19 protein-coding genes and 1 pseudogene are annotated in these 23,328 nt (G+C 62.1%); 5 read left to right on the top strand and 15 right to left on the bottom strand.

Going from position 1 to position 23,328, the window contains the following annotated elements; genetic code table 11:
• Positions 1-2: 2 nt before the first annotated feature.
• Complete coding sequence (locus APH42_RS09670) at positions 3-716, bottom strand: ABC transporter permease (protein WP_012270617.1); 714 nt, start codon at positions 714-716, stop codon at positions 3-5.
• A 559-nt stretch (positions 717-1,275) separates the two neighbouring features.
• Here APH42_RS09670 and APH42_RS09665 point away from each other — a divergent pair.
• Positions 1,276-2,859 (top strand): peptide chain release factor 3, encoded by a 1,584-nt coding sequence (locus tag APH42_RS09665; protein WP_012270618.1) that lies wholly within the window; start codon positions 1,276-1,278, stop codon positions 2,857-2,859.
• A 33-nt stretch (positions 2,860-2,892) separates the two neighbouring features.
• Here the strand turns inward: APH42_RS09665 and APH42_RS09660 are convergent, their stop codons facing one another.
• The 13 genes from APH42_RS09660 to APH42_RS09600 form a co-directional block, all read right to left on the bottom strand.
• The gene (locus APH42_RS09660) at positions 2,893-3,972 is read right to left on the bottom strand and encodes a polyamine ABC transporter substrate-binding protein (protein ID WP_012270619.1); all 1,080 of its coding nucleotides are present in this window, start codon (positions 3,970-3,972) and stop codon (positions 2,893-2,895) included.
• 52 nt (positions 3,973-4,024) lie between these two features.
• A complete protein-coding gene (locus APH42_RS09655; RefSeq protein WP_012270620.1) occupies positions 4,025-4,366 on the bottom strand; it encodes a cupin domain-containing protein in 342 nt (113 codons plus the stop codon).
• A gap of 33 nt (positions 4,367-4,399) precedes the next feature.
• Positions 4,400-5,806 carry an FAD-binding oxidoreductase gene (locus tag APH42_RS09650; protein WP_060493221.1) on the bottom strand — a complete coding sequence of 469 codons (1,407 nt, stop codon included), beginning with the start codon at positions 5,804-5,806 and terminating at the stop codon, positions 4,400-4,402.
• A 64-nt stretch (positions 5,807-5,870) separates the two neighbouring features.
• Entirely contained in the window at positions 5,871-6,695 is an 825-nt protein-coding gene (locus APH42_RS09645; protein WP_012270622.1) for a nuclear transport factor 2 family protein, read from the bottom strand.
• Positions 6,696-6,966: 271 nt separating this feature from the next.
• The gene (locus APH42_RS09640; protein WP_060493210.1) at positions 6,967-7,935 is read right to left on the bottom strand and encodes a peptide ABC transporter ATP-binding protein; all 969 of its coding nucleotides are present in this window, start codon (positions 7,933-7,935) and stop codon (positions 6,967-6,969) included.
• Entirely contained in the window at positions 7,935-8,903 is a 969-nt protein-coding gene (locus APH42_RS09635) for an ABC transporter ATP-binding protein (RefSeq protein ID WP_012270624.1), read from the bottom strand. Before APH42_RS09635 ends, APH42_RS09640 begins: the two co-directional genes overlap by 1 nt.
• 10 nt (positions 8,904-8,913) lie before the next feature.
• Positions 8,914-9,840, bottom strand: a complete 927-nt coding sequence (locus tag APH42_RS09630; protein ID WP_012270625.1) for an ABC transporter permease subunit — start codon at positions 9,838-9,840, stop codon at positions 8,914-8,916.
• A 10-nt stretch (positions 9,841-9,850) separates the two neighbouring features.
• Entirely contained in the window at positions 9,851-10,861 is a 1,011-nt protein-coding gene (locus tag APH42_RS09625) for an ABC transporter permease subunit (RefSeq protein WP_012270626.1), read from the bottom strand.
• A 91-nt stretch (positions 10,862-10,952) separates the two neighbouring features.
• Entirely contained in the window at positions 10,953-12,563 is a 1,611-nt protein-coding gene (locus tag APH42_RS09620) for an ABC transporter substrate-binding protein (RefSeq protein ID WP_177336846.1), read from the bottom strand.
• A 78-nt stretch (positions 12,564-12,641) separates the two neighbouring features.
• Complete coding sequence (locus tag APH42_RS09615; RefSeq protein ID WP_060493208.1) at positions 12,642-14,021, bottom strand: OprD family porin; 1,380 nt, start codon at positions 14,019-14,021, stop codon at positions 12,642-12,644.
• Positions 14,022-14,251: 230 nt separating this feature from the next.
• Positions 14,252-15,844: an ABC transporter substrate-binding protein gene (locus APH42_RS09610; RefSeq protein ID WP_012270629.1), complete on the bottom strand. Its 1,593-nt coding sequence runs from the start codon at positions 15,842-15,844 to the stop codon at positions 14,252-14,254.
• A gap of 147 nt (positions 15,845-15,991) precedes the next feature.
• Complete coding sequence (locus APH42_RS09605; protein ID WP_060493207.1) at positions 15,992-17,617, bottom strand: ABC transporter substrate-binding protein; 1,626 nt, start codon at positions 17,615-17,617, stop codon at positions 15,992-15,994.
• A gap of 327 nt (positions 17,618-17,944) precedes the next feature.
• Positions 17,945-18,661: an SIMPL domain-containing protein gene (locus tag APH42_RS09600; RefSeq protein WP_012270631.1), complete on the bottom strand. Its 717-nt coding sequence runs from the start codon at positions 18,659-18,661 to the stop codon at positions 17,945-17,947.
• Positions 18,662-18,862: 201 nt separating this feature from the next.
• Here APH42_RS09600 and APH42_RS09595 point away from each other — a divergent pair, with 201 nt between their 5' ends.
• The 4 genes from APH42_RS09595 to APH42_RS09580 all read left to right on the top strand — a co-directional run bounded on the left by APH42_RS09595 (position 18,863) and on the right by APH42_RS09580 (position 23,191).
• Positions 18,863-20,119 carry an ATP-binding protein gene (locus tag APH42_RS09595; RefSeq protein WP_012270632.1) on the top strand — a complete coding sequence of 419 codons (1,257 nt, stop codon included), beginning with the start codon at positions 18,863-18,865 and terminating at the stop codon, positions 20,117-20,119.
• Positions 20,119-20,679, top strand: a complete 561-nt coding sequence (locus APH42_RS09590; protein WP_003255244.1) for a response regulator transcription factor — start codon at positions 20,119-20,121, stop codon at positions 20,677-20,679. Before APH42_RS09595 ends, APH42_RS09590 begins: the two co-directional genes overlap by 1 nt.
• A 155-nt stretch (positions 20,680-20,834) precedes the next feature.
• Complete coding sequence (locus tag APH42_RS09585) at positions 20,835-21,776, top strand: AEC family transporter (protein WP_012270633.1); 942 nt, start codon at positions 20,835-20,837, stop codon at positions 21,774-21,776.
• Positions 21,777-21,832: 56 nt separating this feature from the next.
• Positions 21,833-23,191, top strand: coding sequence for an amino acid permease (locus APH42_RS09580; protein WP_012270634.1), 1,359 nt, complete (start codon positions 21,833-21,835; stop codon positions 23,189-23,191).
• A 64-nt stretch (positions 23,192-23,255) separates the two neighbouring features.
• Here APH42_RS09580 and APH42_RS29845 read toward each other — a convergent pair.
• Positions 23,256-23,328, bottom strand: a pseudogene (locus tag APH42_RS29845) (4-carboxymuconolactone decarboxylase); the annotation flags it as partial.

The following is a 23,328-nucleotide window of genomic DNA, read 5'->3' as shown; positions in this document are numbered from 1 at the left end:
CCTTATTGGGCCAGGCCACGTTCCAGCCAGCGCTTGCTGGAGAAACTCACCGCGGCATCCAGCACCAACGCCAGCAGTGCGGTGCACGCGGCACCCAGCAGCAGCTGCGGCTGGTTGTTCAGGGCGATGCCGGGGAAGATCAGGCTGCCCAGGCTGTTGGCGCCAATCAGGAACGCCAGCGGTGCGGTACCCACGTTCAGCGCCAGGGCCACGCGTACACCACCGACGATGATCGGCACCGCGTTGGGCAGTTCCACCTGCCACAGTTGCTGGCGCGGGGTCATGCCGATGCCGGTGGCGGCTTCCTTGAGCGAGGCGGGGACGTTTTTCAGGCCCTCGTAGGTGTTGCGCACGATAGGCAGGAGGGAGGCGAGGAACAGTGCGAAGATCGCAGGCCCGGCGCCGATGCCCAGAATACTCAGGGCGATGGCCAGAACGGCCAAGGGGGGGATGGTGTTGCCAACGTTGAAAAACTGCATGAAGCGCTCGGCTTTGTCGACCCGGTGCGGTCGACTCAACGCAATGCCGGCGGGGATGCCCACGGCCAACGCCGCCGCCATCGAAGCCAGCACCAGTATCAGGTGCGCTTGCAGGTAGAACCCAAGATCGTCGCGATAACGCGCGATCGTGTCGATGCCGATCCAGTGGATCAGCAGGGCCAGGATGACGAGCACGGTGGCGCATCCCAACAGCCCTTTACCGTAGCGTTTAGCCACAGGCGGACTCCTTGTGTTGTCGGCGAGCACACTTCTTTTTTGCCGGCCAGTCCTGGCGGCGATTGGTGTGTTCGCGAGTAGCAGCGTGACGCACGCCGAAGGCTGCGATCAGGCCATGAGCCGAACCCCGTCGGGCCCGAAAATGCTGATGAAACCAGTCCCCAACCGAAGCGGGTTGCAGGGGAGTGGACGTCTCCGTGGGCGTAAAGGTTCCCATCTGAGGCGGCATTTGGCCAGCGTTAATCACTGGGTGGTGGGTTTTTTGGCGAGAAAAAACAGCGGCTTAATGCACTGTAGGCGTTGAAATAACTGCGCTGCGGCCATCTGTCGTGATAAAACGATTGCCTGTTGAATTTGTTGTGCCTGTCCCGGCCCCTTCGCGGGCACGCCCGCTCCCACAGGGCTCTCTATTGTCCTCAAGCCTTTTGCAGAACCTGTGGGAGCGGGCGTGCCCGCGAAAGGGCCGGGACAGGTGTCACTGGTTCAGCAAGTTTTGGTCTGGGCCCAACTTCAGGTATGATATCGCCCCTTTTTGAATCCCCCAGTCAGGCGATTTCCCATGACCAACCAGGCCGCCGAAGTCGCGAAGCGCCGCACTTTCGCAATTATTTCCCACCCCGACGCTGGTAAGACCACCATCACCGAGAAGCTGTTGCTGATGGGCAAGGCCATTGCCGTCGCCGGTACCGTGAAGTCGCGCAAGTCCGACCGCCACGCCACCTCCGACTGGATGGAAATGGAGAAGCAGCGCGGCATCTCCATCACCACCTCGGTGATGCAGTTCCCGTACCGCGAGCACATGATCAACCTGCTCGACACCCCCGGCCACGAAGACTTCTCGGAAGACACCTACCGCACCCTGACCGCGGTGGACTCGGCGCTGATGGTGCTCGACGGCGGTAAAGGTGTAGAGCCGCGTACCATCGCCCTGATGGACGTGTGCCGCCTGCGCGACACGCCAATCGTCAGCTTCATCAACAAACTCGACCGAGACATTCGCGACCCGATCGAGCTGCTCGACGAGATCGAAGCCGTTCTGAAGATCAAGGCCGCGCCAATTACCTGGCCGATCGGTTGCTACCGCGATTTCAAGGGCGTGTATCACCTGACCGGTGACTACATCGTGGTGTACACCCCAGGCCACGGCCACGAGCGCACCGAAGCCAAGATCATCCAGAACCTGGACTCGGACGAAGCCCGCGCCCACCTGGGCGACCAGTACGACTCGTTCGTCGAGCAACTGGAGCTGGTGCAGGGCGCCTGCCACGAGTTCAACCAGGACGAGTTCATCAACGGCCAGCTCACCCCGGTGTTCTTCGGTACCGCATTGGGCAACTTCGGTGTCGACCACGTGCTCGACGCGGTAGTCGACTGGGCGCCGCGCCCGCTGGGCCGTGTTGCCCACGAGCGTACCGTGGAGCCTGTGGAAGAGAAGTTCACCGGTTTCGTGTTCAAGATCCAGGCAAACATGGACCCGAAACACCGCGACCGTATCGCCTTCATGCGTATCTGCTCGGGCAAGTACGAGAAGGGCATGAAAATGCGCCACGTTCGCCTGAACAAGGACCTGCGTATCGGCGATGCGCTGACCTTCTTCTCCTCCGAGCGCGAGCAGTTGGAAGAGGCCTTTGCCGGTGACATCATCGGCCTGCACAACCACGGCACCATCCAGATCGGCGACACCTTCACCGAAGGCGAGGCGCTGGGCTTCACCGGTATCCCGCACTTCGCTCCGGAGCTGTTCCGCCGCGTTCGCCTGAAGGACCCGCTGAAATCCAAGCAACTGCGTCAGGGCCTGCAGCAGTTGGCCGAAGAGGGTGCGACCCAGGTGTTCTTCCCGGAGCGCAGCAACGACATCATCCTCGGTGCGGTGGGTGTGCTGCAGTTCGACGTGGTCGCCAGCCGCCTGAAGGAAGAATACAAGGTCGAGTGCGCCTACGAGCCGATCACCGTATGGTCGGCGCGCTGGATCAGCTGCGATGACAAGAAGAAGCTCGAGGAATTCCAGACCAAGGCCATGGAAAACCTGGCCATCGACGGTGGCGGGCACCTGACCTACCTGGCGCCGACCCGGGTCAACCTGGCGCTGATGGAAGAGCGCTGGCCGGACATCAAGTTCCGCGCTACCCGCGAGCATCATTGAGTATTGGAGTTGGGGCCGCGAAGCGGCCCCATTTCAATTTCCGGCTTTGATGCTGGTCCAGATCCGCGTCCTGATGCGGTCGATCTTCGCCGGCATCGCCTCCAGCGCATACAGCTTGCCCATCACCTCGTCGCTCGGGTAAATCATCGTATTACCCTTCATCGCCGGGTCCACCAACCCGTCCGCCTTGAGGTTGCCGTTGGCGTATTGCACATGGTTGCTGATGTTGGCCATCACTTCCGGCTGCAGCAGGTAGTTCATGTAGGCATACCCGGCCTTCTCATCCGGTGCATCGGCCGGCATGGCCACCATGTCGAACCACATCGGCGCGCCTTCCTTGGGTATCGAGTAACCCACCTTCACCCCGTTCTTCGCCTCTTCAGCCCGGTTTTTCGCCTGCAGCACATCCCCTGAGAAACCCACCACCACGCAGATATCGCCGTTGGCCAGGTCGCCGGTGTACTTCGATGAGTGGAAGTAGCTGATGTATGGCCGCACCTGCATCAACAGTGCCTTGGCCTTGTCGTAGTCGGCCGGGTTCTGGCTGTGGTGCGGCAGGCCCAGGTAGTGCAGGGCGATGGGCAGCAGTTCGGGGCCGTTGTCCAACACGGCGACGCCGCAGCTTTTCAGCTTGCTCATGTATTCGGGCTTGAAGATCAGGTCCCACGAGTCCAGTGGCGCGTTGTCGCCGAGCACAGCCTTGACCTTGTCGATGTTGTAGCCGATGCCGGTGCTGCCCCACAGGTACGGGAAGCCGTATTGGTTGCCCGGGTCGTTCACTTCCAGCGCCTTGAGCAGTACCGGGTTGAGGTTTTTCCAGTTGGGCAACTGCGACTTGTCCAGGCGCTTCAGCGCCTTGCCCTGGATTTGCCGGGCCATGAAGTGGTTGGAAGGGAACACCACGTCGTAGCCGGAGTTGCCGGTCATCAGCTTGCCGTCGAGGGTTTCGTTGCTGTCGTACACGTCGTACGTCGGCACGATGCCGCTGGCGAGCTGGAAGTTTTTCAGCGTATCGGGAGCGACGTAGCTGGACCAGTTGTATATCTTCACCGTTTCAGCGGCGCTGGCCACGCTGGCGGCCAGCATCAGGGGTGCGAGAAGGAGCGTGCGCATGTCGGGTTTACCTTGCTTTGTCTGTTGTTATCGAAGGCAGGCGATCAGCGGATCAGAAAATTAGTACGTAGGTCTTGCGCACGGTCTCCTGGATGTCCCAGATGCCGGTGCTGTTGGCCGGTAGCATCAGTGCGTCTCCGGCTTCTATGTAGAGGGTCTCGCCACCGTCGGGGGTGAAGGTGCAGCGGCCCTTGATGAAATGGCAGAACTCCTGCTGCACGATCTGCCGCCGCCAGCGCCCGGGGGTGCATTCCCAGATGCCGGTTTCGACGCCATCGCTGCGCTCCACGCAGGTGACCGAGGCCACTGCAATGGGCTCGCCGAGCGGTACCGCGACGGGGTTGGAACTGTCCAGCACGGCGCTGGCGGTGTTCTTGAACTGGGTGATGCTCATGACCGGTGGATCCTGTGCAGGTGATAAGGGAAGTCAGTGCATGAAGCCTTCCATGAAGTCCGCAAGCGAGCTGGCCAGGCGCCGCCTCCACGGCGCGCTGGCGGGGTTGGCGAGGGTCCGGTCCTCGTGGACGAAACTTTGGATGATTGCGTTGTAGCCCAACCAACGGCAGGGCTCGGGCGGCCAGCTGGCCAGGCTGGAAAGCGGGCGGTTGTCGAGTACCCAGGGCTGTGCGGTCAGTTGGTTGTGCTGGTTGAGGATCAGCGCGGCCAGGGTGCGCCCGCCCAGGTTGGTGGCGCCCACGCCTTCGCCGCCGTAACCGCCAGCCAGGGCGATACCGCGTTGGCGGTCGCAAAGCATGTGCGGGCGGAAGCGCCGCGCCATGCCCAGATTGCCGCCCCAGGAGTGAGTGATGCGCACGTGCCTGAGCTGTGGGAACAGCTCGCCGAACAAGTAGCGACGCAGCTCGACTTCGTGCTCGTGGAGGTTGAAGTTTTCCCGCAGGCGTCCACCGAAGCGGTAACCTCCGCGGGCGCCGAACACCAGGCGGTTGTCGGCGGTGCGCTGGCCGTAGGTGACCTGGCGGCTGCTTTCGCTGAACGCTTGCCCCTGGCTCAGGCCGATCTGTGCCCAGGTGGCCTCCGGCAGCGGCTCGGTGGCCACCAGCAGGCTCTGTACCGGCAGCTGATGTTTGCCCAACGGCGGCAGGCTGGCAGCGTAGCCTTCCACGGCGGGCACCATCCACTGGCAGCGAATCCGTGCCAGTGGCGTACGCACCTCACCCGTCTGCCAGTCGATGGCCGGGGTGTTTTCGTAGATCGGTACACCCAGCGCCTCCACTGCCCGAGCCAGGCCGCGCACCAGTTTGGCCGGCTGGATAGTCGCGGTGTGCGGGCTGTAGATGGCGCCAAACGCATTACTGACCCGCAGCTGCGCGTCCAGTTGCTCGGGGCGTAGCCAGCGGTAGTCGTCCTCGGTCATGCCCTGGCGATACAAGTCGTCGAGGTATGCGCGCAGGCTGCGCTCCTGTTCCGGGTAGCGCGCAGCGCAGTACAGCACGCCACCTTTGCGGTAGTCGCAATCGATGCCTTCGCGTAGCAGCACGCTGTGCACTTCATCGGGAATACCGTGCAGCAGGTCGATGCTGGCACGGCGCTGTTGCGGCGACAGGGTGGCGAGCAGGCGGTCTTCGCCCAGCAGGTTACCCATCAGCCAACCACCGTTGCGCCCCGAGGCGCCAAAACCGGCGATGTTGGCGTCTATCACGGCGATGTTCAGCTGTGGCGCCTGGCGCTTGAGGTAGTAGGCGGTCCACAAACCGGTATAGCCGGCGCCAATGATGCACACATCCGCTGTCAGCTCTTCGCGCAGGGCCGGGCGGGCGCACAATGGCTCGTCAAGCTGGTCCATCCACAGGCTTAGTGTGCGCAGGGGTTGCATCGGGTTCGGCTCCACGTCCATCGAGGTCTGTGGGCGATCCTAGTGATGTCGGTAGGCGGCTGTCTTACGTGCGTGCACGCAGGGAAATTTGCTTCAGGTAGGCCTTGGGCGTGAGCCCGGTGTGTTCACGGAAGCACTTGTAGAACGCTGACAGCGAGTTGAAGCCGGCGCTGAACGCCAGCTCGTCGATCGTCGCCTCGACGCGGTCGTCGTCGAGGCTGGCCATCAGGTGCTGCAGGCGGGCCTGGTTGACGTAGCGGTAGAAGCTTTGCCCCAGCACTTGGTTCAGCAGGTAGGAGATTTGGTTGCGGCTATAGCCACTGGCGTCGGCCACTTGCTGCAGGTCCAGCTCCGGGTCCAGGTAGGGGCGCTGGCGCTGGAAGTAGTGCTCCAGGTCCTGGGCCATGGTCGACAACTGCCGGGGTGACAGGCCCAGGCGGCTGGTGGCCGGGCGTGGGCCGCTGCCGGCGTGACCGCTGCCGTTCTGGCGAACAAGCGTGGCGTATTCGTTGACCCGCCAGATCAGCCCGTCTTTGACGGTGATGGCTTCGCTGGACTGGAACGCCACCAGGCCGTCGCCGCCCTGGACTGTGACCTGGTACTGGATGAACGCGGTGCAGCCATCGACGCGGATGCGGTCGCTGTGGACGATGTCTTCGCCGGCTTCGTGGGGCAGGCAGGCGCGTACGTAGTCGCGCAGCGCCTGGTAGCCGAGCACGCGGTTCTGGAAGAAGTCGTGGTACTGGATGTCGGGGTGGTACAGCGCGATGACGCCGTCGAGGTCGCGGTGCTTCCAGCACAGGTGGTAGCGCAGCACGGTGTCGGCGGTGAGCGGGGTTTGCTCGGGGCCGTCAGGAAGGGCGGTGGCGGTCATTGGGAGATAGTGCATTGCAGAACACCCAGGTGCAAGGGTGTGGATCCTGCATATTGCACGGTTCGCTCAAGCGGCCTTTGGAGTAAACCGTTGATTCATATGGATGTAATTTTTTGATACAGCTGGCATGAGGGCTGCACCTTTCTTGTCACCATCGAACAAGGAGAAAGGCCATGCGCTCGATACTGCTTTGGATGATTGGGGTGCCGATTCCGGTGATCATTCTGATCTGGTTCTTCATGCATTGAGAACCTGGGGCCGCAAAGCGGCCCCAGCTATCTAAAGGCTAAAGGAACTGCTCGGCATAGTGACAAGCCACCTGCCGCGTACTCACCTGCCGCAACGCCGGCACCTCTTTGGCACACCGTTCCGTCGCATACGGGCAACGTTTGTGAAATGCACACCCATCCGGCGGGTTCAGCGGGTTGGGCAGCTCCCCGACAATGCGGATCTTCGGCTTCAGCGGGTCGGGATGAATGGCCGGTGTCGCCGACAGCAGCGCCTGGGTATAGGGATGCAGCGGCTTCTCGTAGATATCCTCTTTAGGCCCCATTTCCGCCGGCCGCCCCAGGTACATCACCAGTACCTGGTCTGCCACATGCCGTACCACCGCCAGGTTATGCGAGATGAACACGTAGGCGGTGTTGAACTCTTTTTGCAAGTCCATGAACAGGTTCAGCACCTGCGCCTGGATCGACACGTCCAGCGCCGAGGTCGGTTCGTCCGCTACCAGCACCTTGGGTTGCAGCATCATCGCCCGCGCCAGGGCGATACGCTGGCGCTGGCCGCCAGAGAACATGTGCGGGTAACGCTGGTAGTGCTCGGGGCGCAGGCCAACCTGTTCCATCATCTTCTGCACCTTGTCGCGGCGCTCGGCTTTGCTCAGCGAGGTGTTGATCAACAGTGGCTCGGCCAGCTGGTCACCAATCTTTTGCCGTGGGTTGAGCGAGGCGTAGGGGCTCTGGAACACCATCTGCACATCGCGGCGCAGTTGCTTGCGCTCAGCCTTGCTGGCGCCTTTCACTTCGGTGCCGGCAATTTGCAGTGAGCCGGACGATGGCTCTTCGATCAAGGTCAGGGCGCGTGCCAGGGTCGACTTGCCACAGCCGGACTCGCCGACCACGGCCAGAGTCTTGCCCGCCTCCAGTTCGAACGACACGCCATTCAGCGCACGGACCAGCGCGTGGCCCTTGAACAGCCCGCGGGAGACTTCGTAATGCCGGGTAAGCTCCCGGGCGGATAGAACGACGGCCATCACGCCACCTCCTGGTTCAGCGGGTAGAAGCAACGCACCAGGCTATGGGCCTGTGGGTCGAGGGGCGGGCGCTGGCGCCGGCATGTGTCCTGCACGTACGGGCAACGCGGCGACAGCAGGCAGCCGACCGGGCGGTCGTAGCGCCCAGGGACAATGCCAGGCAGGGTGGCCAGGCGTTCGGCGCCGATGCTGTGCTCGGGGATCGCTGCCAGCAAGGCTTCGCTGTAAGGGTGGGCGGGCACGTCGAACAGCTCCGGCACCTGGCCCACTTCCACGGCTTGGCCGGCGTACATCACGCACACCCGCCTGGCGGTTTCGGCGACCACGGCAAGGTCGTGGGTGATCAGGATGAGCGCCATGTTGCGCTCTTTCTGCAGGTTGACCAGCAGCTCCATGATCTGCGCCTGGATGGTCACGTCCAGCGCGGTGGTCGGTTCGTCGGCGATCAACAGCTTGGGCTCGCCGGCAATCGCCATGGCTATCGCCACACGCTGGCTCATGCCGCCGGACAGTTGGTGCGGGTAAGCATCCAGGCGACTTTCTGCAGCCGGGATCTCGACTTTTTTCAACAGTTCGAGGGCACGCTGGCGCGCGGCCTTGCCCTTCAGGCCCAGGTGCTGGCGCAGCACTTCTTCGATCTGGAAACCCACGGTATAGCTGGGGTTGAGCGCGGTCATCGGGTCCTGGAAGACCATGGCGATATCCTTGCCAACCACTTTGCGTCGTTGCCGGCCGCTGAGCTTGAGCATGTCCGTGCCATCGAAGGTGAGGGCGTCGGCGGTAATACGCCCAGGGGCTTCGATCAGGCCCATCAAGGCCATCATGGTGACCGATTTGCCCGAGCCGGACTCGCCGACGATGGCCAGGATTTCGCCGGCCTCCACCGCCAGGTCCAGGCCGTCGACGACCGGTACCGCATTGGCGTCGCCGAAGCGCACGTTGAGGTTGTTGATCTGCAACAGTGACATGGCGTTCTCCTCAGGCGGCGTTCTTGAGTTTAGGGTCCAGCGCATCGCGCAGCCCGTCGCCCATCAGGTTGATTGCCAGCACACTGAGCAGAATGGTCAGGCCGGGCAGGCTGACCACCCACCAGGCACGCTCGATGTAGTCTCGGGCCGAAGCCAGCATGGTGCCCCACTCGGGGGTTGGCGGTTGTACGCCGAGGCCAAGAAAGCCCAGCGCGGCGGCGTCGAGGATGGCCGAGGAGAAACTGAGGGTGGCCTGCACGATCAGTGGCGCCATGCAGTTGGGCAGCACGGTGACGAACATCAGCCGTGGCAGGCTGGCACCGGCCAGGCGTGCGGCGGTGACGTAGTCGCGGTTCAGCTCGCCCATCACGGCGGCGCGGGTCAGGCGCACGTAGGAGGGCAGGGACACGATGGCGATGGCGATCACCGTATTGATCAGGCCAGGGCCGAGGATAGCGACGATGGCCACCGCCAGCAGCAGCGACGGCAACGCCAGCATCACATCCATCAGGCGCATGATCGATGGGCCGAGCAGTTGCGGGAAGAAACCGGCCAGCAGGCCGAGGAAAATGCCAGGGATCAGCGACATCACGACCGACGACAGGCCGATCAGCAGCGACAACCGTGCACCCTGAATCAGCCGCGAAAGCAGGTCGCGGCCAAGTTCGTCGGTGCCGAGGATGAACTGCCAGGTGCCGCCTTCCAGCCACACCGGCGGGGTCAGCAGGAAGTCGCGGTACTGCTCGCTCGGGTCATGCGGGGCGACCCACGGCGCGAACAGGGCGCAGAACACCACCAGGCACATGAAGGCCAGGCCCATCACCGCGCCCTTGTTGCGCGCGAAGGCTTGCCAGAATTCTTTGTACGGCGAGGGGTAGAGCAGGCTCTGGTCCACCGGGCTGGCCGGCGACACGGATTTTGCAATCGGGCTAGTCATGGCAAGGGCCTCAGCGCTGATGACGGATGCGTGGGTTGGCCAGGCCGTAGAGGATGTCTACGACGAAGTTGACCAGAATCACCAGGCAGGCGATCAACAGGATGCCGTTCTGGACCACGGGGTAGTCACGGGCACCGATGGCTTCGATCAGCCACTTGCCGATGCCCGGCCAGGAAAAGATGGTTTCGGTCAGTACCGCACCGGCCAGCAGCGTGCCGACCTGCAGGCCGAATACGGTCAGCACCGGGATCAGGGCGTTGCGCAGGCCGTGCACGAACACCACGCGGGCTGGCGAAAGGCCTTTGGCGCGTGCGGTACGGATGTAGTCTTCGCGCAGCACTTCGAGCATTGACGAGCGGGTCATGCGGGCGATCACCGCCAGCGGGATGGTGCCGAGCACGATGGCCGGCAGAATCAGGTGCATCACCGCGTCCTTGAACGCACCATCCTCGTCGCTGAGCAAGGTATCGATCAGCATGAAGCCGGTCTTCGGCTCGATGTCGTAGAGCAGGTCGATGCGCCCGGACACCGGCGTCCAGCCCAGGCTCACCGAGAAGAACATGATCAGGATAAGGCCCCACCAGAAAATTGGCATCGAATAGCCGGCCAGTGAAATGCCCATTACACCGTGGTCGAACAGCGAACCGCGCTTGAGTGCGGCGATCACCCCGGCCAGCAGGCCGACAATGCCGGCGAATAGCAAAGCGGCGAAGGCCAGCTCCAGGGTGGCCGGGAACAGGGTGAGAAACTCGTTCCACACACTTTCGCGGGTGCGCAGCGATTCGCCGAGGTCACCTTGGGCCAGCTTGCCGATGTAGTCCAGGTACTGGACCGGCAGTGGCTTGTTCAGGCCCAGGCGCTCCATGGCCTGGGCATGCATTTCGGGGTCGACCCTGCGCTCGCCCATCATCACTTCCACCGGGTCGCCGGGGATCAGGCGTATGAGCGCGAAGGTCAGCAAGGTGATGCCGAAAAAGGTCGGTATCAGCAGGCCAAGGCGCCGGGCAATAAAACTCAACATTGTCGGGGTTACCTCATCAGGCCGTGGGGCGATCAGCCCGGTACGGCAGTGCCGCCGGTGCCCGTGTGGGTTGCCGGCGGTCGTTGTTGTTCTACTTCACCTTGGTGGTGGCGAAGTTGTTGTTGGTCAGAGGGCTGATCACGTAGCCCTCAACGTTGTCACGCATGGCGGTGAACATCTTCGGATGGGCCATGCTGATCCAGGGTTGGTCGTCATCGTACACCTTCAATGCCTCGCTATAGAGCCTTGCACGTTCGTCGTTGTCGATCACCTCGCGGGCGCGGGTAATCAGTTCCTGGAATTTCGAGTTGCACCAGCGGGCGTAGTTCTCGCCGGTTTTGGCCGCGTCACAGCTGAGCAGCGGGGTAAGGAAGTTATCCGGGTCACCGTTGTCGCCTGCCCAGCCGGTGGACACCAGGTCCGCTTCGCCCTTCTTGGCGCGGCGCAGCATTTCCGCCCACTCCATCACGCGGACATCCAGCTTCAGCCCGATCTGTTTCAGGTCGGCCTGTAACATCTCGGCGGACAGGCGCGGGTTAGGGTTGGTCATGCCGCCACCGTTGCGGGTGAACAGCGTGATCACCGTGCCTTCCGGAACGCCAGCTTCCTTGAGCAGGGCGCGTGCTTTGTCGAGGTCGCGCGGCGGGTTCTTGTTACTGGTGTTGTAACCGATCATGGTCGGCGGGTATGGATTGACGCCCACTAGCGCGTTGCCCTTGCCAAACAGCTGATCGACGTGGGTCTGGCGATCGAAGGCCATGTTGATGGCTTTGCGCACGCGCACATCGCTCAGGTATGGGTGCTCGGTATTCATGGCGATGTAACCGGTGACCAGCGCTTCGATCTCGGCCACCTTGAGTTTGGGGTCAGCCTTGATCGACGGCACATCATCCGGTTTGGGGTAGAGCGCGACCTGGCATTCGTTGGCGCGTAGCTTTTGCAGTCGTACGTTGCTATCGGTAGCGATGGCGAAGACCAGGGCATCGGCGGGTGGTTTGCCGCGGAAGTATTCGGGATTCGGTTTGAAACGGACCTGTGCATCCTTGTTGTAGCGCTGGAAGATGAACGGCCCAGTGCCGATCGGCTTGCTGTTCAGCTCGGCCGTTTTGCCAGCTTCGAGCAACTTGTCGCCGTACTCGGCGGAATAGATCGAGGTGAAGCCCATTGCCATGTCATGCAGGAACGGGGCTTCCGGGCGGGTGAGGGTGATCACCACAGTGTTGTCGTCGCTCTTGCTCACCGACTTGAGCAGTTCCTTGAAGGCCATGCTTTCAAAGTAGGGATAGCCCACGCTGGTCTTGTCATGCCACGGATGATTCGGGTCAAGCTGGCGATTCAGGCTCCACAGCACATCGTCGGCATTGAATTCGCGAGTTGGCTTGAAGTAGTCGGTGGTGTGGAACTTCACCCCGTGACGCAGGTGGAAGGTGTAGGTCAGGCCGTCTGGCGAAATGTCCCAGCGTTCGGCCAGTGCCGGCTGGATGTCGGTGGTGCCGGGCTTGAAATCGACCAGGCGGTTGAACACGGTTTCGGACGATGCGTCGAAAGTGACCGCCGTGGTGTACTGAACAACGTCGAACCCTTCCGGGCTGGCCTCGGTACACACCACCAGTGGTTTGGCGGCCAGTTGCGTGGTGCTGCCCAGCACCAGGACGGCCAGGGCCAGGCGTAGCGGTAGCGATTTCATGAAAGCTCTCTGCATGGGTTGAAGGCTCCCTGCTTGCATTGATTCCAGCGTAGTCGCCACGGCCCGCTGCGAAGTGGGCCGTGGCGCCGGCGGTCAGAGAATGTTGAATGGGATGGTGGTCACCACGCGGAACTCATCCAGGCTGCCATCACCCTGGGCCTTGCTGGCGCGGTGGGTGGTGTAGGTGGCGCGGATGCTGGTGTCTTTCAGCGGCCCGCTCTGCACCGCGTAACTGGTGCCGATCCCCCACTCGTAGTGGGTTTCGCCATCCAGGCCATTCACGTCGTAGGCTGTACCGCGATAGTGAGTGCCATCGATGCCCCAGCCGCGGGCGTTGTACAGGTTGAACTTCAGGCCTGGTACGCCGTAGGGCGCCATGTTCAGTACGTAGGAGATCTTCAGCGATTTTTCGTTGGGGCCGTTGAAGTCCGAGAGCAGTGAGTTGGCCAGGTAGATGCCGTTGGTTTCGTGCAGGTAGTCGAAGTACTCGTTACCGTTGACCTGCTGCCAGGAGGCACCGAGGGTGTGGGCCTGGTGGGTCAGGTCGAACGACAGGCTGTAGGTGTCGTTGTCGATCTTGCCCATTTTCTGGCTGCCGGCGTCGACGGTCTTGTAGTAGTTCAGGCCGGTGCTCAGGCTGAGCACTGCGCTGTCGCCGAGCACGTGGTTGGCGCCGAAGTAGTACTGGTTCCAGAAATCGTCGACCTTGGTGGCGTACAGGCTGGTGCTCAGGCTCTTGAACGGCTGGTAGTTGATGCCGGCGGTGCTGGCGCGGTCGGTTTCCACGCCAGTGGCGCTGTATTCGCTGCGGAACTTGCTGAGGCTCTGCTCGGTACGTGGCGAGACGCGGTCGAAGGTGCCCAGGTCGAAGCTGAGGTTATCGAACTCGGCGCTGTGCAGGAACGCGCCCTGGAAGCTCGACGGCAGGGCACGGTTGCCGATGTAGGCGATCATCGGGGTGTCAACCGACTGGCGGCCGAAGGTAAGGGTAGTGTTGGACACCCGTGCCTTGATGTTGCCCAGGCCCAGTTTGCTCCACTGGCCAATGGGGTCGCCATCGCTGTGGGTCAGGGTGCGGTTGTTGGGGCCGGCGACAGCTTCGCGGCTCTGTTGCAGGGCGATGGCGTTGTAGCCAGCGGCCTCGACGGCGATGCCCACGGTGCCTTGGGTGAAGCCGGAGCTGTAGTTGAGGATGCTGCCTTGTACCCAGTTTTCCCGGCTGTGGGTGGGGTGGCGGGTGCCGTCGCTTTTGTAGTACTTCCACAGCGGGGCGCGTGCGGCGCGTTCGCGGGCGTACCAGTTGCGGGTGCTGCCAGACAGGCTCTGGCCGTCGATGAAGCCGCTGGCCTGCGCCTGCTCGCTGCTGCCTTTGAGGGTGAGCGGGATGTAGGCCTGGCTTTGCGGGTCGGCCTGGGCCACGGTGGATAAGGCACTGATGGATAACGCCAGTGCGGTCAGGGTGAATATTCTCAAGGTTGAAGCTCCCATTGTTTTCTAGTTATTGCCGGCCTTGTGGGCCGGGTGGGTGTTGCGGTGTTGCCTGGGTTGCCACGGGATCGCCGGGCTGAGTTGGGGGGGGCGTGCTGCCTGTGCTGGCCTTTTCGCGGGTAAACCGCTCCCCCAGGGATCTGCGCAGACGCCTGGTTTGTGAAGATCTCTGTGGGAGCGGGTTCACCCGCGAAGTGGCCCTTGAGGGCTAAAGATCAGTCAACACTCACACCGGAAAAGTCATTGCGCCCAAACGGGCTGACCTTGAATTCGGAAACCTTGACGCTGAGCGGTTGGTTCACCGTGGAATGCGCCACCGGGGTAATCGGTACCTGCTGCTTGAGCCGCTGCTGGGCCTGCTGGTACAGGGCGGTGCGCTGCGTACGGTCGGTCACCTGCTTGGCCTGCTTGACCAGGCTGTCGTACTGCGGGTCGCACCACAGCGAATAGTTGTTGCTGCCGATGGCATCGCAGCTGTAGAGGGTGCCCAGCCAGTTGTCCGGGTCGCCGTTGTCACCGGTCCAGCCGATCAGGGCGATGTCGTGCTCACCGCTTTTCATGCGCTTGAGGTATTCGCCCCATTCATAGCTGACGATGCGTACCTTGAAGCCGAGCTTGTTCCAGTCGGCCTGAAGCATTTCGGCCATCAGCTTGGCGTTGGGGTTGTATGGGCGCTGCACCGGCATGGCCCACAGGGTGACCTCGGTGCCAGGTTTGACACCGGCCTGCTGCAGCAGCTGTCTGGCCTTTTCCGGGTTGTAGGGGGCGTCCTTGAGGCTTTCGTCATAGGACCACTGGGTGGGTGGCATGGCGTTCACCGCCAGTTGGCCGGAGTCCTGATACACCGCCTGGATGATGGCTTGCTTGTTCACCGCCATGTCCATTGCCTGGCGCACTTCCAGGCGGTCGAATGGTGGGTGCTGGGTGTTGTAGGCGATGTAGCCGAGGTTGAAGCCTGGTTGCTGCAACACCTGCAACGTGCTGTCGGCCTTGAGCGCCGGCAGGTCGGCCGGGCGCGGGTGCAGGGTGACCTGGCACTCATTGCGGCGCAGCTTCTGGATGCGCACCGAGGGATCGACGTTGATCGAGAACACCAGGTTGTCGATCTTCACCTCATTCGGTGCCCAATAGTCCTTGTTGCCCTTGTAGCGGATCTGCGAATCCTTCTGGTATCGCTGGAACACGAACGGCCCGGTACCGATCGGCTGCTGGTTGATGTCGCTGGGGCGCCCGCTGGCCAGCAACTGGTCGGCGTACTCGGCGGAGAGGATGGAGGCGAAGCTCATGGCCAGGTTCTGGATGAACGCAGCATCGACCGTGTTCAAGGTGAACACCACGGTCAGCGGGCCGGCCTTCTCGATGCTAGCGATATTCTTGTCCAGGCCCATGCTGATGAAATAGGGGAACTCGGTAGGGTAGGCCTGGCGGAACCGGTGACCCTTGTCGAGCATGCGGTTGAAGGTGAACAACACATCGTCGGCGTTGAACTCGCGGCTTGGGTTGAAGGCCTTGTTGCTGTGGAATTTCACCCCTTCACGCAGGTGGAAGGTGTAGCGCAGGCCGTCGTCGGACACTTCCCAGCGAGTTGCCAGGGCAGGCTGCACGGCGGTGCCACCCCGTTCGAACTCGACCAGCCGGTTGTAGATGGGTTCGGCGGCGTCGTTGTCGGTGGCGCTGGTGTACTGAGCGGTGTCGAAGCCGGCTGGGCTGCCCTCGGAGCAGAACACCAGGTTGTTGGCCAGCAGGGCCGGGGACTGGCTGATCAGGCCCAGGGCCAACAGGGTCGAAAGGCGGGTAGCGTGACGCATGGCAAGTCCTTTTTCGTCTGTTTGCGCCGCCTCGTTGTACGAATGACGGCAACAGTTCGCCGCTCCCGCGGCGGATAGCAGCAGGACGACATGAAAGGGTGGCAAGGATGGAGGGGCACCCGCCGCTCAGCGGGTGCCCGGGTCAGCCTACTTGTCCACGCTGACGCCGTAGAAGGAGTTCAGTCCGAATGGGCTGATCTTGTAATCCTTCACTTTGGCGCTCATGGGCTGGTAGACGGTGGAGTGAGCGATCGGTGTGATCGGTACCTGCTCCTTGAGGATGTGCTGCGCCTTCTGGTACAGCTCGGTGCGCTTGGCCTGGTCGGAAGTGGCCTTGGCCTGCTTGATCAGGTCGTCGTAGGGCTTGTAGCACCACTTGGAGAAGTTGTTGCCATCCACGGCATCGCAGCCGTAGAGGGTGCCCAGCCAGTTGTCCGGGTCACCGTTGTCACCGCTCCAGCCAATCAGCATGGCGCCCTGTTCGCCGCCTTTGGAGCGTTTGATGTACTCGCCCCATTCGTAGCTGACGATCTTCGCCTTGATACCGATCTTGGCCCAGTCGGACTGGAGCATTTCGGCCATCAGCTTGGCATTGGGGTTGTACGGGCGTTGCACCGGCATGGCCCACAGGGTGATTTCGGTGCCTTCCTTGATGCCAGCTTCCTTGAGCAGTTGCTTGGCTTTTTCGGGGTCGAACGGGGCGTCCTTGATGCTGGTGTCATAGGACCATTGCGTAGGTGGCATGGCATTGACTGCCAGCTGGCCGGCACCTTGGTAGACCGACTCGATGATCTTTTTCTTGTCCACGGCCATGTCCAGCGCCTGGCGCACTTTCAACTGGGCCATGGGGTTGGCGTCGTTGCTGCCCTTGATCTTGTCCATCACGTTGTAGGCGATGTAGCCAAGGTTGAAACCGGCCTGGTCAGGCATTTTTAGCTTGGGGTCTTTCTTTAGTGGCTCGATGTCGGCCGGGCGGGGGAACAAAGTGACCTGGCACTCGTTCTTTTTCAGCTTTTGCATGCGCACCGAGGCATCGGTGGTGATGGCAAAGATCAGGTTGTCGATCTTCACGTCATCGGGTTGCCAGTAGTCCTTGTTGCCCTTGAAGCGGATCTGCGCGTCCTTCTGGTACTTGCTGAACACGAACGGGCCAGTGCCGATAGGCTTCTGGTTGATGTCGGCGGCCTTGCCGTCCTTGAGCAGCCGGTCGGCGTATTCGGCGGACTGAATCGAGGCGAAGCTCATGGCCAGGTTCTGGATGAACGCGGCATCGACTTCGTTGAGGGTGAACTTCACCGTGTGCTCGTCGAGCTTCTCCACTTTGGCGATATTCTTGTCCATGCCCATGTCGGTGAAGTACGGGAACTCGGTGGGGTAAACCTTGCGGAACGGTTGCTCCTTGTCGAGCATGCGGTTGAAGGTGAACAACACGTCGTCGGCGTTGAACGGGCGGCTGGGCTTGAAGTAGTCGGTGGTATGGAACTTGACCCCTTCGCGCAGGTGGAAGGTGTAGGTCTTGCCGTCGTCGGACACTTCCCATTTGGTCGCCAGGCCCGGGATGACGGCCGTGCCACCACGTTCGAACTGGGTCAGGCGGTTGAACACGGTCTCGGCCGAGGCGTCGAAGTCGGTCCCGGTGGTGTACTGCCCCGGGTCGAAACCGGCCGGGCTGCCCTCGGAGCAGAACACCAGGTTGGACGCGGCCAAGGCCGACGGTGCACCGGTGAGCAAGCCTGCGCCAAGCAGGAACGGAATGACTGCGTGTTTGAGCATGGTGGCCTCATTGTTGTCATTTTTTGGATGAGGTGGCCTCGTGAGCCGACCTGCGGATACTTATGCAGGGGGTGTTCCCAATGCAACAGGAAGAAGGATAGTTGGCGCCGGAAAAGTGGTACGGCCGTACATGGATGTCGCATCGGTATAACTTTCGGCGAAGTTAAACGTTTGCGCGGGCAAAATGATGGCATTTTGCAGGATGTTTCGAGGCGGGAGTATATGTAGGAGGCACCTTAATGGTGCGTAGGAAGCTTCTGAAAATCTGTTTGACGCGATGCCTGGGAGAGCGGGCGCAGCCGCTCCCACAGGTGTTTCGTGAACCCGTTAAGGCATCTGCACTTCGATCAGGCCATCGGCATTCATGCTCACTTCACTGGTGCCGGCTTCGATATCCGGCGCTGGTGCCGCTTCATCAGCCCCCATGGCCTTCATCGCCATCGGTGCGCTACGCAGGTACGGGCGTGGGTAGCCGCTGCTGTTGAGGTTCAGGTTGACCACTTTGTAGCCCTTGCCGCCCAGCGCTTCTGTGGCCAGCTGCGCGCGTGCCTTGAAGGCATCGACCGCATCCTTGAGCAGTGCATCTTCGCTGGCCTTGCGCGTGGCCGGGGCGATGGAGAAGTCCATGCCGCCCATTTTCAGCTCTTGCAGCAGGTCGGCGGTCAGCTGGGACAAGGCCGGGAAGTTGGCGCTTTCCAGGCGCAGTTCGGCGCGCTCGCGCCAGCCGGTGATCTTCTGGCCCTTGCTGTCATATACCGGGTAGCTGTTGCGGCTTCCCTGGCTGATCTTCACGTCCTTGACCTGACGCGACTGCTGCACGGCCTTGTTCATGGTTTCGGTGATCTGCTTGGCGAGCTTGCCCGGGTCGCTGTTCTGCGCTTCGCTGTACAAGGTCACGACCATCAGGTCGCGCGCCACTTCCTTGCTGACTTCGGCACGCAGCGATACCTGGTTGAAACGCGGTTCATCGGCCGCCAGCGCCGGCAGGCTGGCGAGCAGGCCGCAAGACAGGATGAAGGCGGTGCCGCGACGTGGGATTTGCATGTGGTACTCCTTGGCAATAAAAGGCGTGGCGTCTGGTTGTCCATTCCACGCATGGCCCATCAGACCGGCAACAGTGTAGTGGGTTCAAAAGTGCCATCATCAACCTGTGACAAAGTGTGGCGCTTTGCCGCATCGCTGCAGCTAGGCGCCAGGCTTCGGTATACTCCAGCCGATTTTCTGGAGCACTCATCAGGAGAGCTCATGCTCGCTGCCGTACAACCGTTGTCCGCTACCCGTCAGAACCTCTGGCGCCTGACCGTCATTCGGGTCCTGGTCCTGGCTGCCCAGGCTGGCTCGGTGGGTGTTGCCTACTGGACCGAACTGCTGCCGTTGCCCTGGCTGTCGCTGGCCGGCACCTTGGCCTTGTCTTCGCTGCTGTGTGCCTTCACGGCCCTGCGCCTGCGCTTGTCGCTGCCCGTCACCGAAATGGAGTATGCCCTGCAGCTGGCTTGTGACCTGCTGATCCACAGCGCCTTGCTGTATTACTCCGGCGGTTCGACCAACCCGTTCGTTTCGTATTACCTGGTGCCGCTGGCGATTGCTGCGGTGACCTTGCCGTGGCTGTATTCGCTGATCCTGTCTGGCATCGCCCTGACGGCCTACAGCCTGCTGCTGGTGCAGTTCTACCCGCTCGAAGGCTTGCCCATGGCGCGGGACAAGATGCAGGTCTACGGCATGTGGCTGAGTATTGCCCTGGCGGCGGCCGTGATCACCTTCTTTGCCGCGCGCATGGCCGAAGAGCTGCGCCGCCAGGAGCAGCTGCGTTCCGAACGGCGTGAAGAAAGCCTGCGCGACGAGCAGTTGCTGGCCGTGGCCACCCAGGCTGCCGGTGCCGCCCATGAGCTGGGTACGCCGCTGGCGACCATGAGCGTGCTGATCAACGAAATGCGCCAGGACCATACCGACCCGCTGTTGCAGGAGGACCTGCAGATCCTCCAGGACCAGGTAAAGCTGTGCAAGGAAACCTTGCAACAGCTGGTGCGCGCTGCCGAAGCCAACCGACGCCTGGCGATCGTCGAGCAGGATGTGACTGCATGGCTGGACGAAGCGCTGAACCGCTGGCACCTGATGCGCCCGGAAGCCAGTTACCGCTTCCAGCGTCTGCGCGACGGCAAGGTGCCTCGGTTGACACCGCCACCGGACCTTACCCAGGCGCTGCTGAACCTGTTGAACAATGCTGCCGATGCCTGCCCCGATGACCTGGAAGTGCGCCTTGACTGGGACGCCCAGGACATCGTCATCAGCATCCGCGACCACGGCCCCGGCGTGCCGCCGGCCATTGCCGAAGCCATCGGCAAACCCTTCATTACCACCAAGGGCAAAGGCTTCGGCCTGGGCCTGTTCTTGAGCAAGGCCAGCGTGACCCGTGCGGGCGGTTCGGTAAAACTCTATAGTCATGAACAGGGTGGCACCCTGACCGAACTGCGCCTGCCCTATGGCAAGCGAGGAGATGAATGATGAGCGAAGAAAACCAGGTCGAAAGCGAAGAGCTGCCGCACCTGCTGCTGGTGGATGACGATGCCACCTTCACCCGGGTCATGGCCCGGGCCATGAGCCGTCGCGGTTTCCGCGTGAGCACTGCCAGTTCTGCCGAGGAAGGCTTGATCCTGGCTCAGCAGGACCTGCCGGACTACGCCACGCTGGACCTGAAGATGGACGGCGACTCGGGCCTGGTGCTGCTGCCCAAGCTGCTTGAGCTGGACCCAGAAATGCGCGTGGTGATCCTGACCGGCTATTCGAGCATTGCCACTGCGGTGGAGGCGGTCAAGCGCGGTGCCTGCAACTACCTGTGCAAGCCGGCTGACGCCGATGATGTGCTGGCAGCACTGCTGTCGGAGCACACCGACCTGGATACGCTGGTGCCGGAAAACCCGATGTCGGTCGACCGCCTGCAGTGGGAGCACATCCAGCGCGTTCTGAACGAGCACGAGGGCAATATCTCCGCCACCGCGCGGGCGCTGGGCATGCACCGGCGGACCTTGCAGCGCAAGCTGCAGAAACGGCCGGTTCGGCGCTGATTCTTTGCTCAAAGGGCCGGCTTCTTCGCGGGTTTATCCGCGAAGAAGCCGGCACTGACAGAAATTTATGTATAACACCCCGCGATCCCCGCAAATTCCGGCCGTTGGCGTATTATTAGCCGCCTAACGGCAACCCCCTCCAGGATCGCTTGCGCATGCTCGCCCTTCTTATCCAGACGCTGAACATCACGGCACCGGTTTTCGCCATGCTGTTCATGGGCGTGCTGCTCAAACGCATCCACCTGATCGACGACAACTTCAACCGCGTCGCCTCGCAGCTGGTGTTCAACGTGTGCATGCCGGCGCTGCTGTTCCTCGGTATCTATCACGCCGACCTGGCCGCAGCAGTCAAACCCGGTGTCATGCTGTACTTCATCGCTGCCACCCTGGTCGGCTTCGCCATTGCCTGGGGCCTGGCCATCTGGCGCAGCCCGCTGGCCGACCGGGGCATCTATACCCAGGGCGCATTTCGCGGCAACAACGGCGTGATCGGCTTGGCCCTGGCCGCCAGTTTGTACGGTGACTATGGTATTTCCCTGGGGGCGGTGCTCGCGGGCCTGGTCATCCTCATGTACAACTCGCTGTCGGCGGTGGTGCTGGCGGTGTACAGCCCGGACCTCAAGTCCGACCCATGGAGCATCTGCAAGAGCATTTTCAGCAACCCGTTGATCATCAGCGTGCTGGTGGCTACCCCGATGGCTTACGGCCAGGTGCCGTTGCCCAACTGGCTGCTGACCTCGGGCGACTACCTGGCGCAGATGACCCTGCCGCTGGCGCTGATCTGCATCGGTGGCACCTTGTCGCTGGCGGCGCTGCGTGACTGTGGCCGGCTGGCCATCGATGCCAGCCTGGTGAAGATGGTCTGCTTGCCGTTGCTCGGTACCCTGGGGGCTTGGTTGTGTGGCTTTCGCGGTGCGGAGTTGGGCATCCTGTTCCTCTACATCGGCAGCCCGACCGCTGCGGCCAGCTACGTGATGGCGCGGGCGGCCAATGGTAACCATGAGCTGGCGGCGTCGATCATCGTCATTACCACGCTAATGGCGGCAATCACCACCAACATTGGTATTTTCATCTTGCAGTGGGGCGGATGGATCTAGATCCTTGACTGCAAATAACAGCAACAGCACTGCCTCACTGAGCTAAAGGACACTTCATGCAAGACCAGAGCACGCCCGAGCGGTTACAGCGCGGGCTGAAGAATCGCCATATCCAGCTGATCGCGCTGGGCGGGGCCATCGGTACCGGGTTGTTTCTGGGCATCGCCCAAACCATCCAGCTGGCCGGCCCCTCCGTGCTGCTGGGCTATGCCATCGCCGGCCTGATGGCCTTTCTGATCATGCGCCAGTTGGGCGAAATGGTCGTGGAAGAGCCGGTAGCCGGTAGTTTCAGCCACTTCGCCCACCAGTACTGGAGCGAGTTCGCCGGCTTCGTTTCGGGGTGGAATTACTGGGTGGTGTACGTGCTGGTCGGCATGGCCGAACTGACGGCGGTCGGCATCTACGTGCAGTACTGGTGGCCGGAGTTTCCTACCTGGGCCACCGCGGCGATCTTCTTCGTGGCGATCAACCTGATCAACCTGACCCAGGTGAAGGTCTACGGCGAGATGGAGTTCTGGTTCGCCCTGGTCAAGGTGGTGGCCATCGTCAGCATGATCGGCTTTGGCGCCTGGCTGTTGAGCAGCGGCCATGGCGGCCCGGATGCCAGCGTGGCCAACCTGTGGCAGTACGGCGGCTTCTTCCCTAACGGCGTCAGCGGCTTGGTGATGGCCTTGGCGGTGATCATGTTCTCGTTCGGCGGCCTGGAGCTGGTGGGTATCACCGCCGCCGAAGCCGACAACCCCCGCCAGAGCATCCCCAAAGCCACCAACCAAGTGGTGTACCGCATCCTGATCTTCTACATCGGTGCCCTGGCGGTGCTGTTGTCGCTGTACCCGTGGCAGAAGGTAGTGCAGGGCGGTAGCCCGTTCGTGATGATCTTCCATGAGCTGGACAGCGACCTGGTGGCGACCATCCTCAATATCGTGGTGCTGACGGCTGCGCTGTCGGTGTACAACAGCTGTGTGTACGCCAACAGCCGCATGCTGTTCGGCCTGGCTAGCCAAGGTGATGCGCCGCGCCAGCTGCTGAAGGTAAGCCGCAGCGGTGTACCGCTGACCGCGCTGGGCGTGTCGGCCTTCGCGACCGGCCTGTGCGTGCTGATCAACTACCTGATGCCGGGCGAGGCCTTTGGCTTGCTGATGGCGCTGGCGGTGTCGGCGCTGGTGATCAACTGGGCGAGCATCAGCATTACTCATCTGAAATTCCGCAAGGCCAAGCTGGCTGCCGGCATCATCCCCTTCTACAAAAGCCTGGGGCACCCGCTGACCAACTACCTGTGTCTGGCGTTCATCGTGCTGATATTGGTGGTGATGTACCTGACCCCGCCGATTCGCATCTCGGTGATGCTGATCCCGGCTTGGATTGCCGTACTGTGGGTGGCCTTCAAGCTGAAGAAGGCTCGCCAGGCCAAATAGGCAAGGCAGTACCAGCCTCTTCGCGGGCGTGACCGCGAAGAGGCCGGTACTGGAAAAGGCTGCGTCAGCCTTGGTAGCTGTCGATCACTTCCTGCGCGGCCCTGAAGGCATCAATCGCCGCCGGCACGCCCGCATAC

The organism is Pseudomonas sp. NBRC 111140 (assembly GCF_001320885.1).
Classification (GTDB): domain Bacteria; phylum Pseudomonadota; class Gammaproteobacteria; order Pseudomonadales; family Pseudomonadaceae; genus Aquipseudomonas; species Aquipseudomonas putida_P.
This window is presented reverse-complemented; position numbering and strand designations above follow the sequence as displayed.

Excerpts from the sequence above, each read along its gene's own strand:
- APH42_RS09665 (WP_012270618.1), top strand. The coding sequence starts at position 1,276 with ATGACCAACCAGGCCGCCGAAGTCGCGAAGCGCCGCACTTTCGCAATT.
- APH42_RS09660 (WP_012270619.1), bottom strand. The coding sequence starts at position 3,972 with ATGCGCACGCTCCTTCTCGCACCCCTGATGCTGGCCGCCAGCGTGGCC.
- APH42_RS09655 (WP_012270620.1), bottom strand. The coding sequence starts at position 4,366 with ATGAGCATCACCCAGTTCAAGAACACCGCCAGCGCCGTGCTGGACAGT.
- APH42_RS09650 (WP_060493221.1), bottom strand. The coding sequence starts at position 5,806 with ATGCAACCCCTGCGCACACTAAGCCTGTGGATGGACCAGCTTGACGAG.
- APH42_RS09645 (WP_012270622.1), bottom strand. The coding sequence starts at position 6,695 with ATGCACTATCTCCCAATGACCGCCACCGCCCTTCCTGACGGCCCCGAG.
- APH42_RS09640 (WP_060493210.1), bottom strand. The coding sequence starts at position 7,935 with ATGGCCGTCGTTCTATCCGCCCGGGAGCTTACCCGGCATTACGAAGTC.
- APH42_RS09635 (WP_012270624.1), bottom strand. The coding sequence starts at position 8,903 with ATGTCACTGTTGCAGATCAACAACCTCAACGTGCGCTTCGGCGACGCC.
- APH42_RS09630 (WP_012270625.1), bottom strand. The coding sequence starts at position 9,840 with ATGACTAGCCCGATTGCAAAATCCGTGTCGCCGGCCAGCCCGGTGGAC.
- APH42_RS09625 (WP_012270626.1), bottom strand. The coding sequence starts at position 10,861 with ATGTTGAGTTTTATTGCCCGGCGCCTTGGCCTGCTGATACCGACCTTT.
- APH42_RS09620 (WP_177336846.1), bottom strand. The coding sequence starts at position 12,563 with ATGCAGAGAGCTTTCATGAAATCGCTACCGCTACGCCTGGCCCTGGCC.
- APH42_RS09610 (WP_012270629.1), bottom strand. The coding sequence starts at position 15,844 with ATGCGTCACGCTACCCGCCTTTCGACCCTGTTGGCCCTGGGCCTGATC.
- APH42_RS09605 (WP_060493207.1), bottom strand. The coding sequence starts at position 17,617 with ATGCTCAAACACGCAGTCATTCCGTTCCTGCTTGGCGCAGGCTTGCTC.
- APH42_RS09600 (WP_012270631.1), bottom strand. The coding sequence starts at position 18,661 with ATGCAAATCCCACGTCGCGGCACCGCCTTCATCCTGTCTTGCGGCCTG.
- APH42_RS09595 (WP_012270632.1), top strand. The coding sequence starts at position 18,863 with ATGCTCGCTGCCGTACAACCGTTGTCCGCTACCCGTCAGAACCTCTGG.
- APH42_RS09590 (WP_003255244.1), top strand. The coding sequence starts at position 20,119 with ATGAGCGAAGAAAACCAGGTCGAAAGCGAAGAGCTGCCGCACCTGCTG.
- APH42_RS09585 (WP_012270633.1), top strand. The coding sequence starts at position 20,835 with ATGCTCGCCCTTCTTATCCAGACGCTGAACATCACGGCACCGGTTTTC.
- APH42_RS09580 (WP_012270634.1), top strand. The coding sequence starts at position 21,833 with ATGCAAGACCAGAGCACGCCCGAGCGGTTACAGCGCGGGCTGAAGAAT.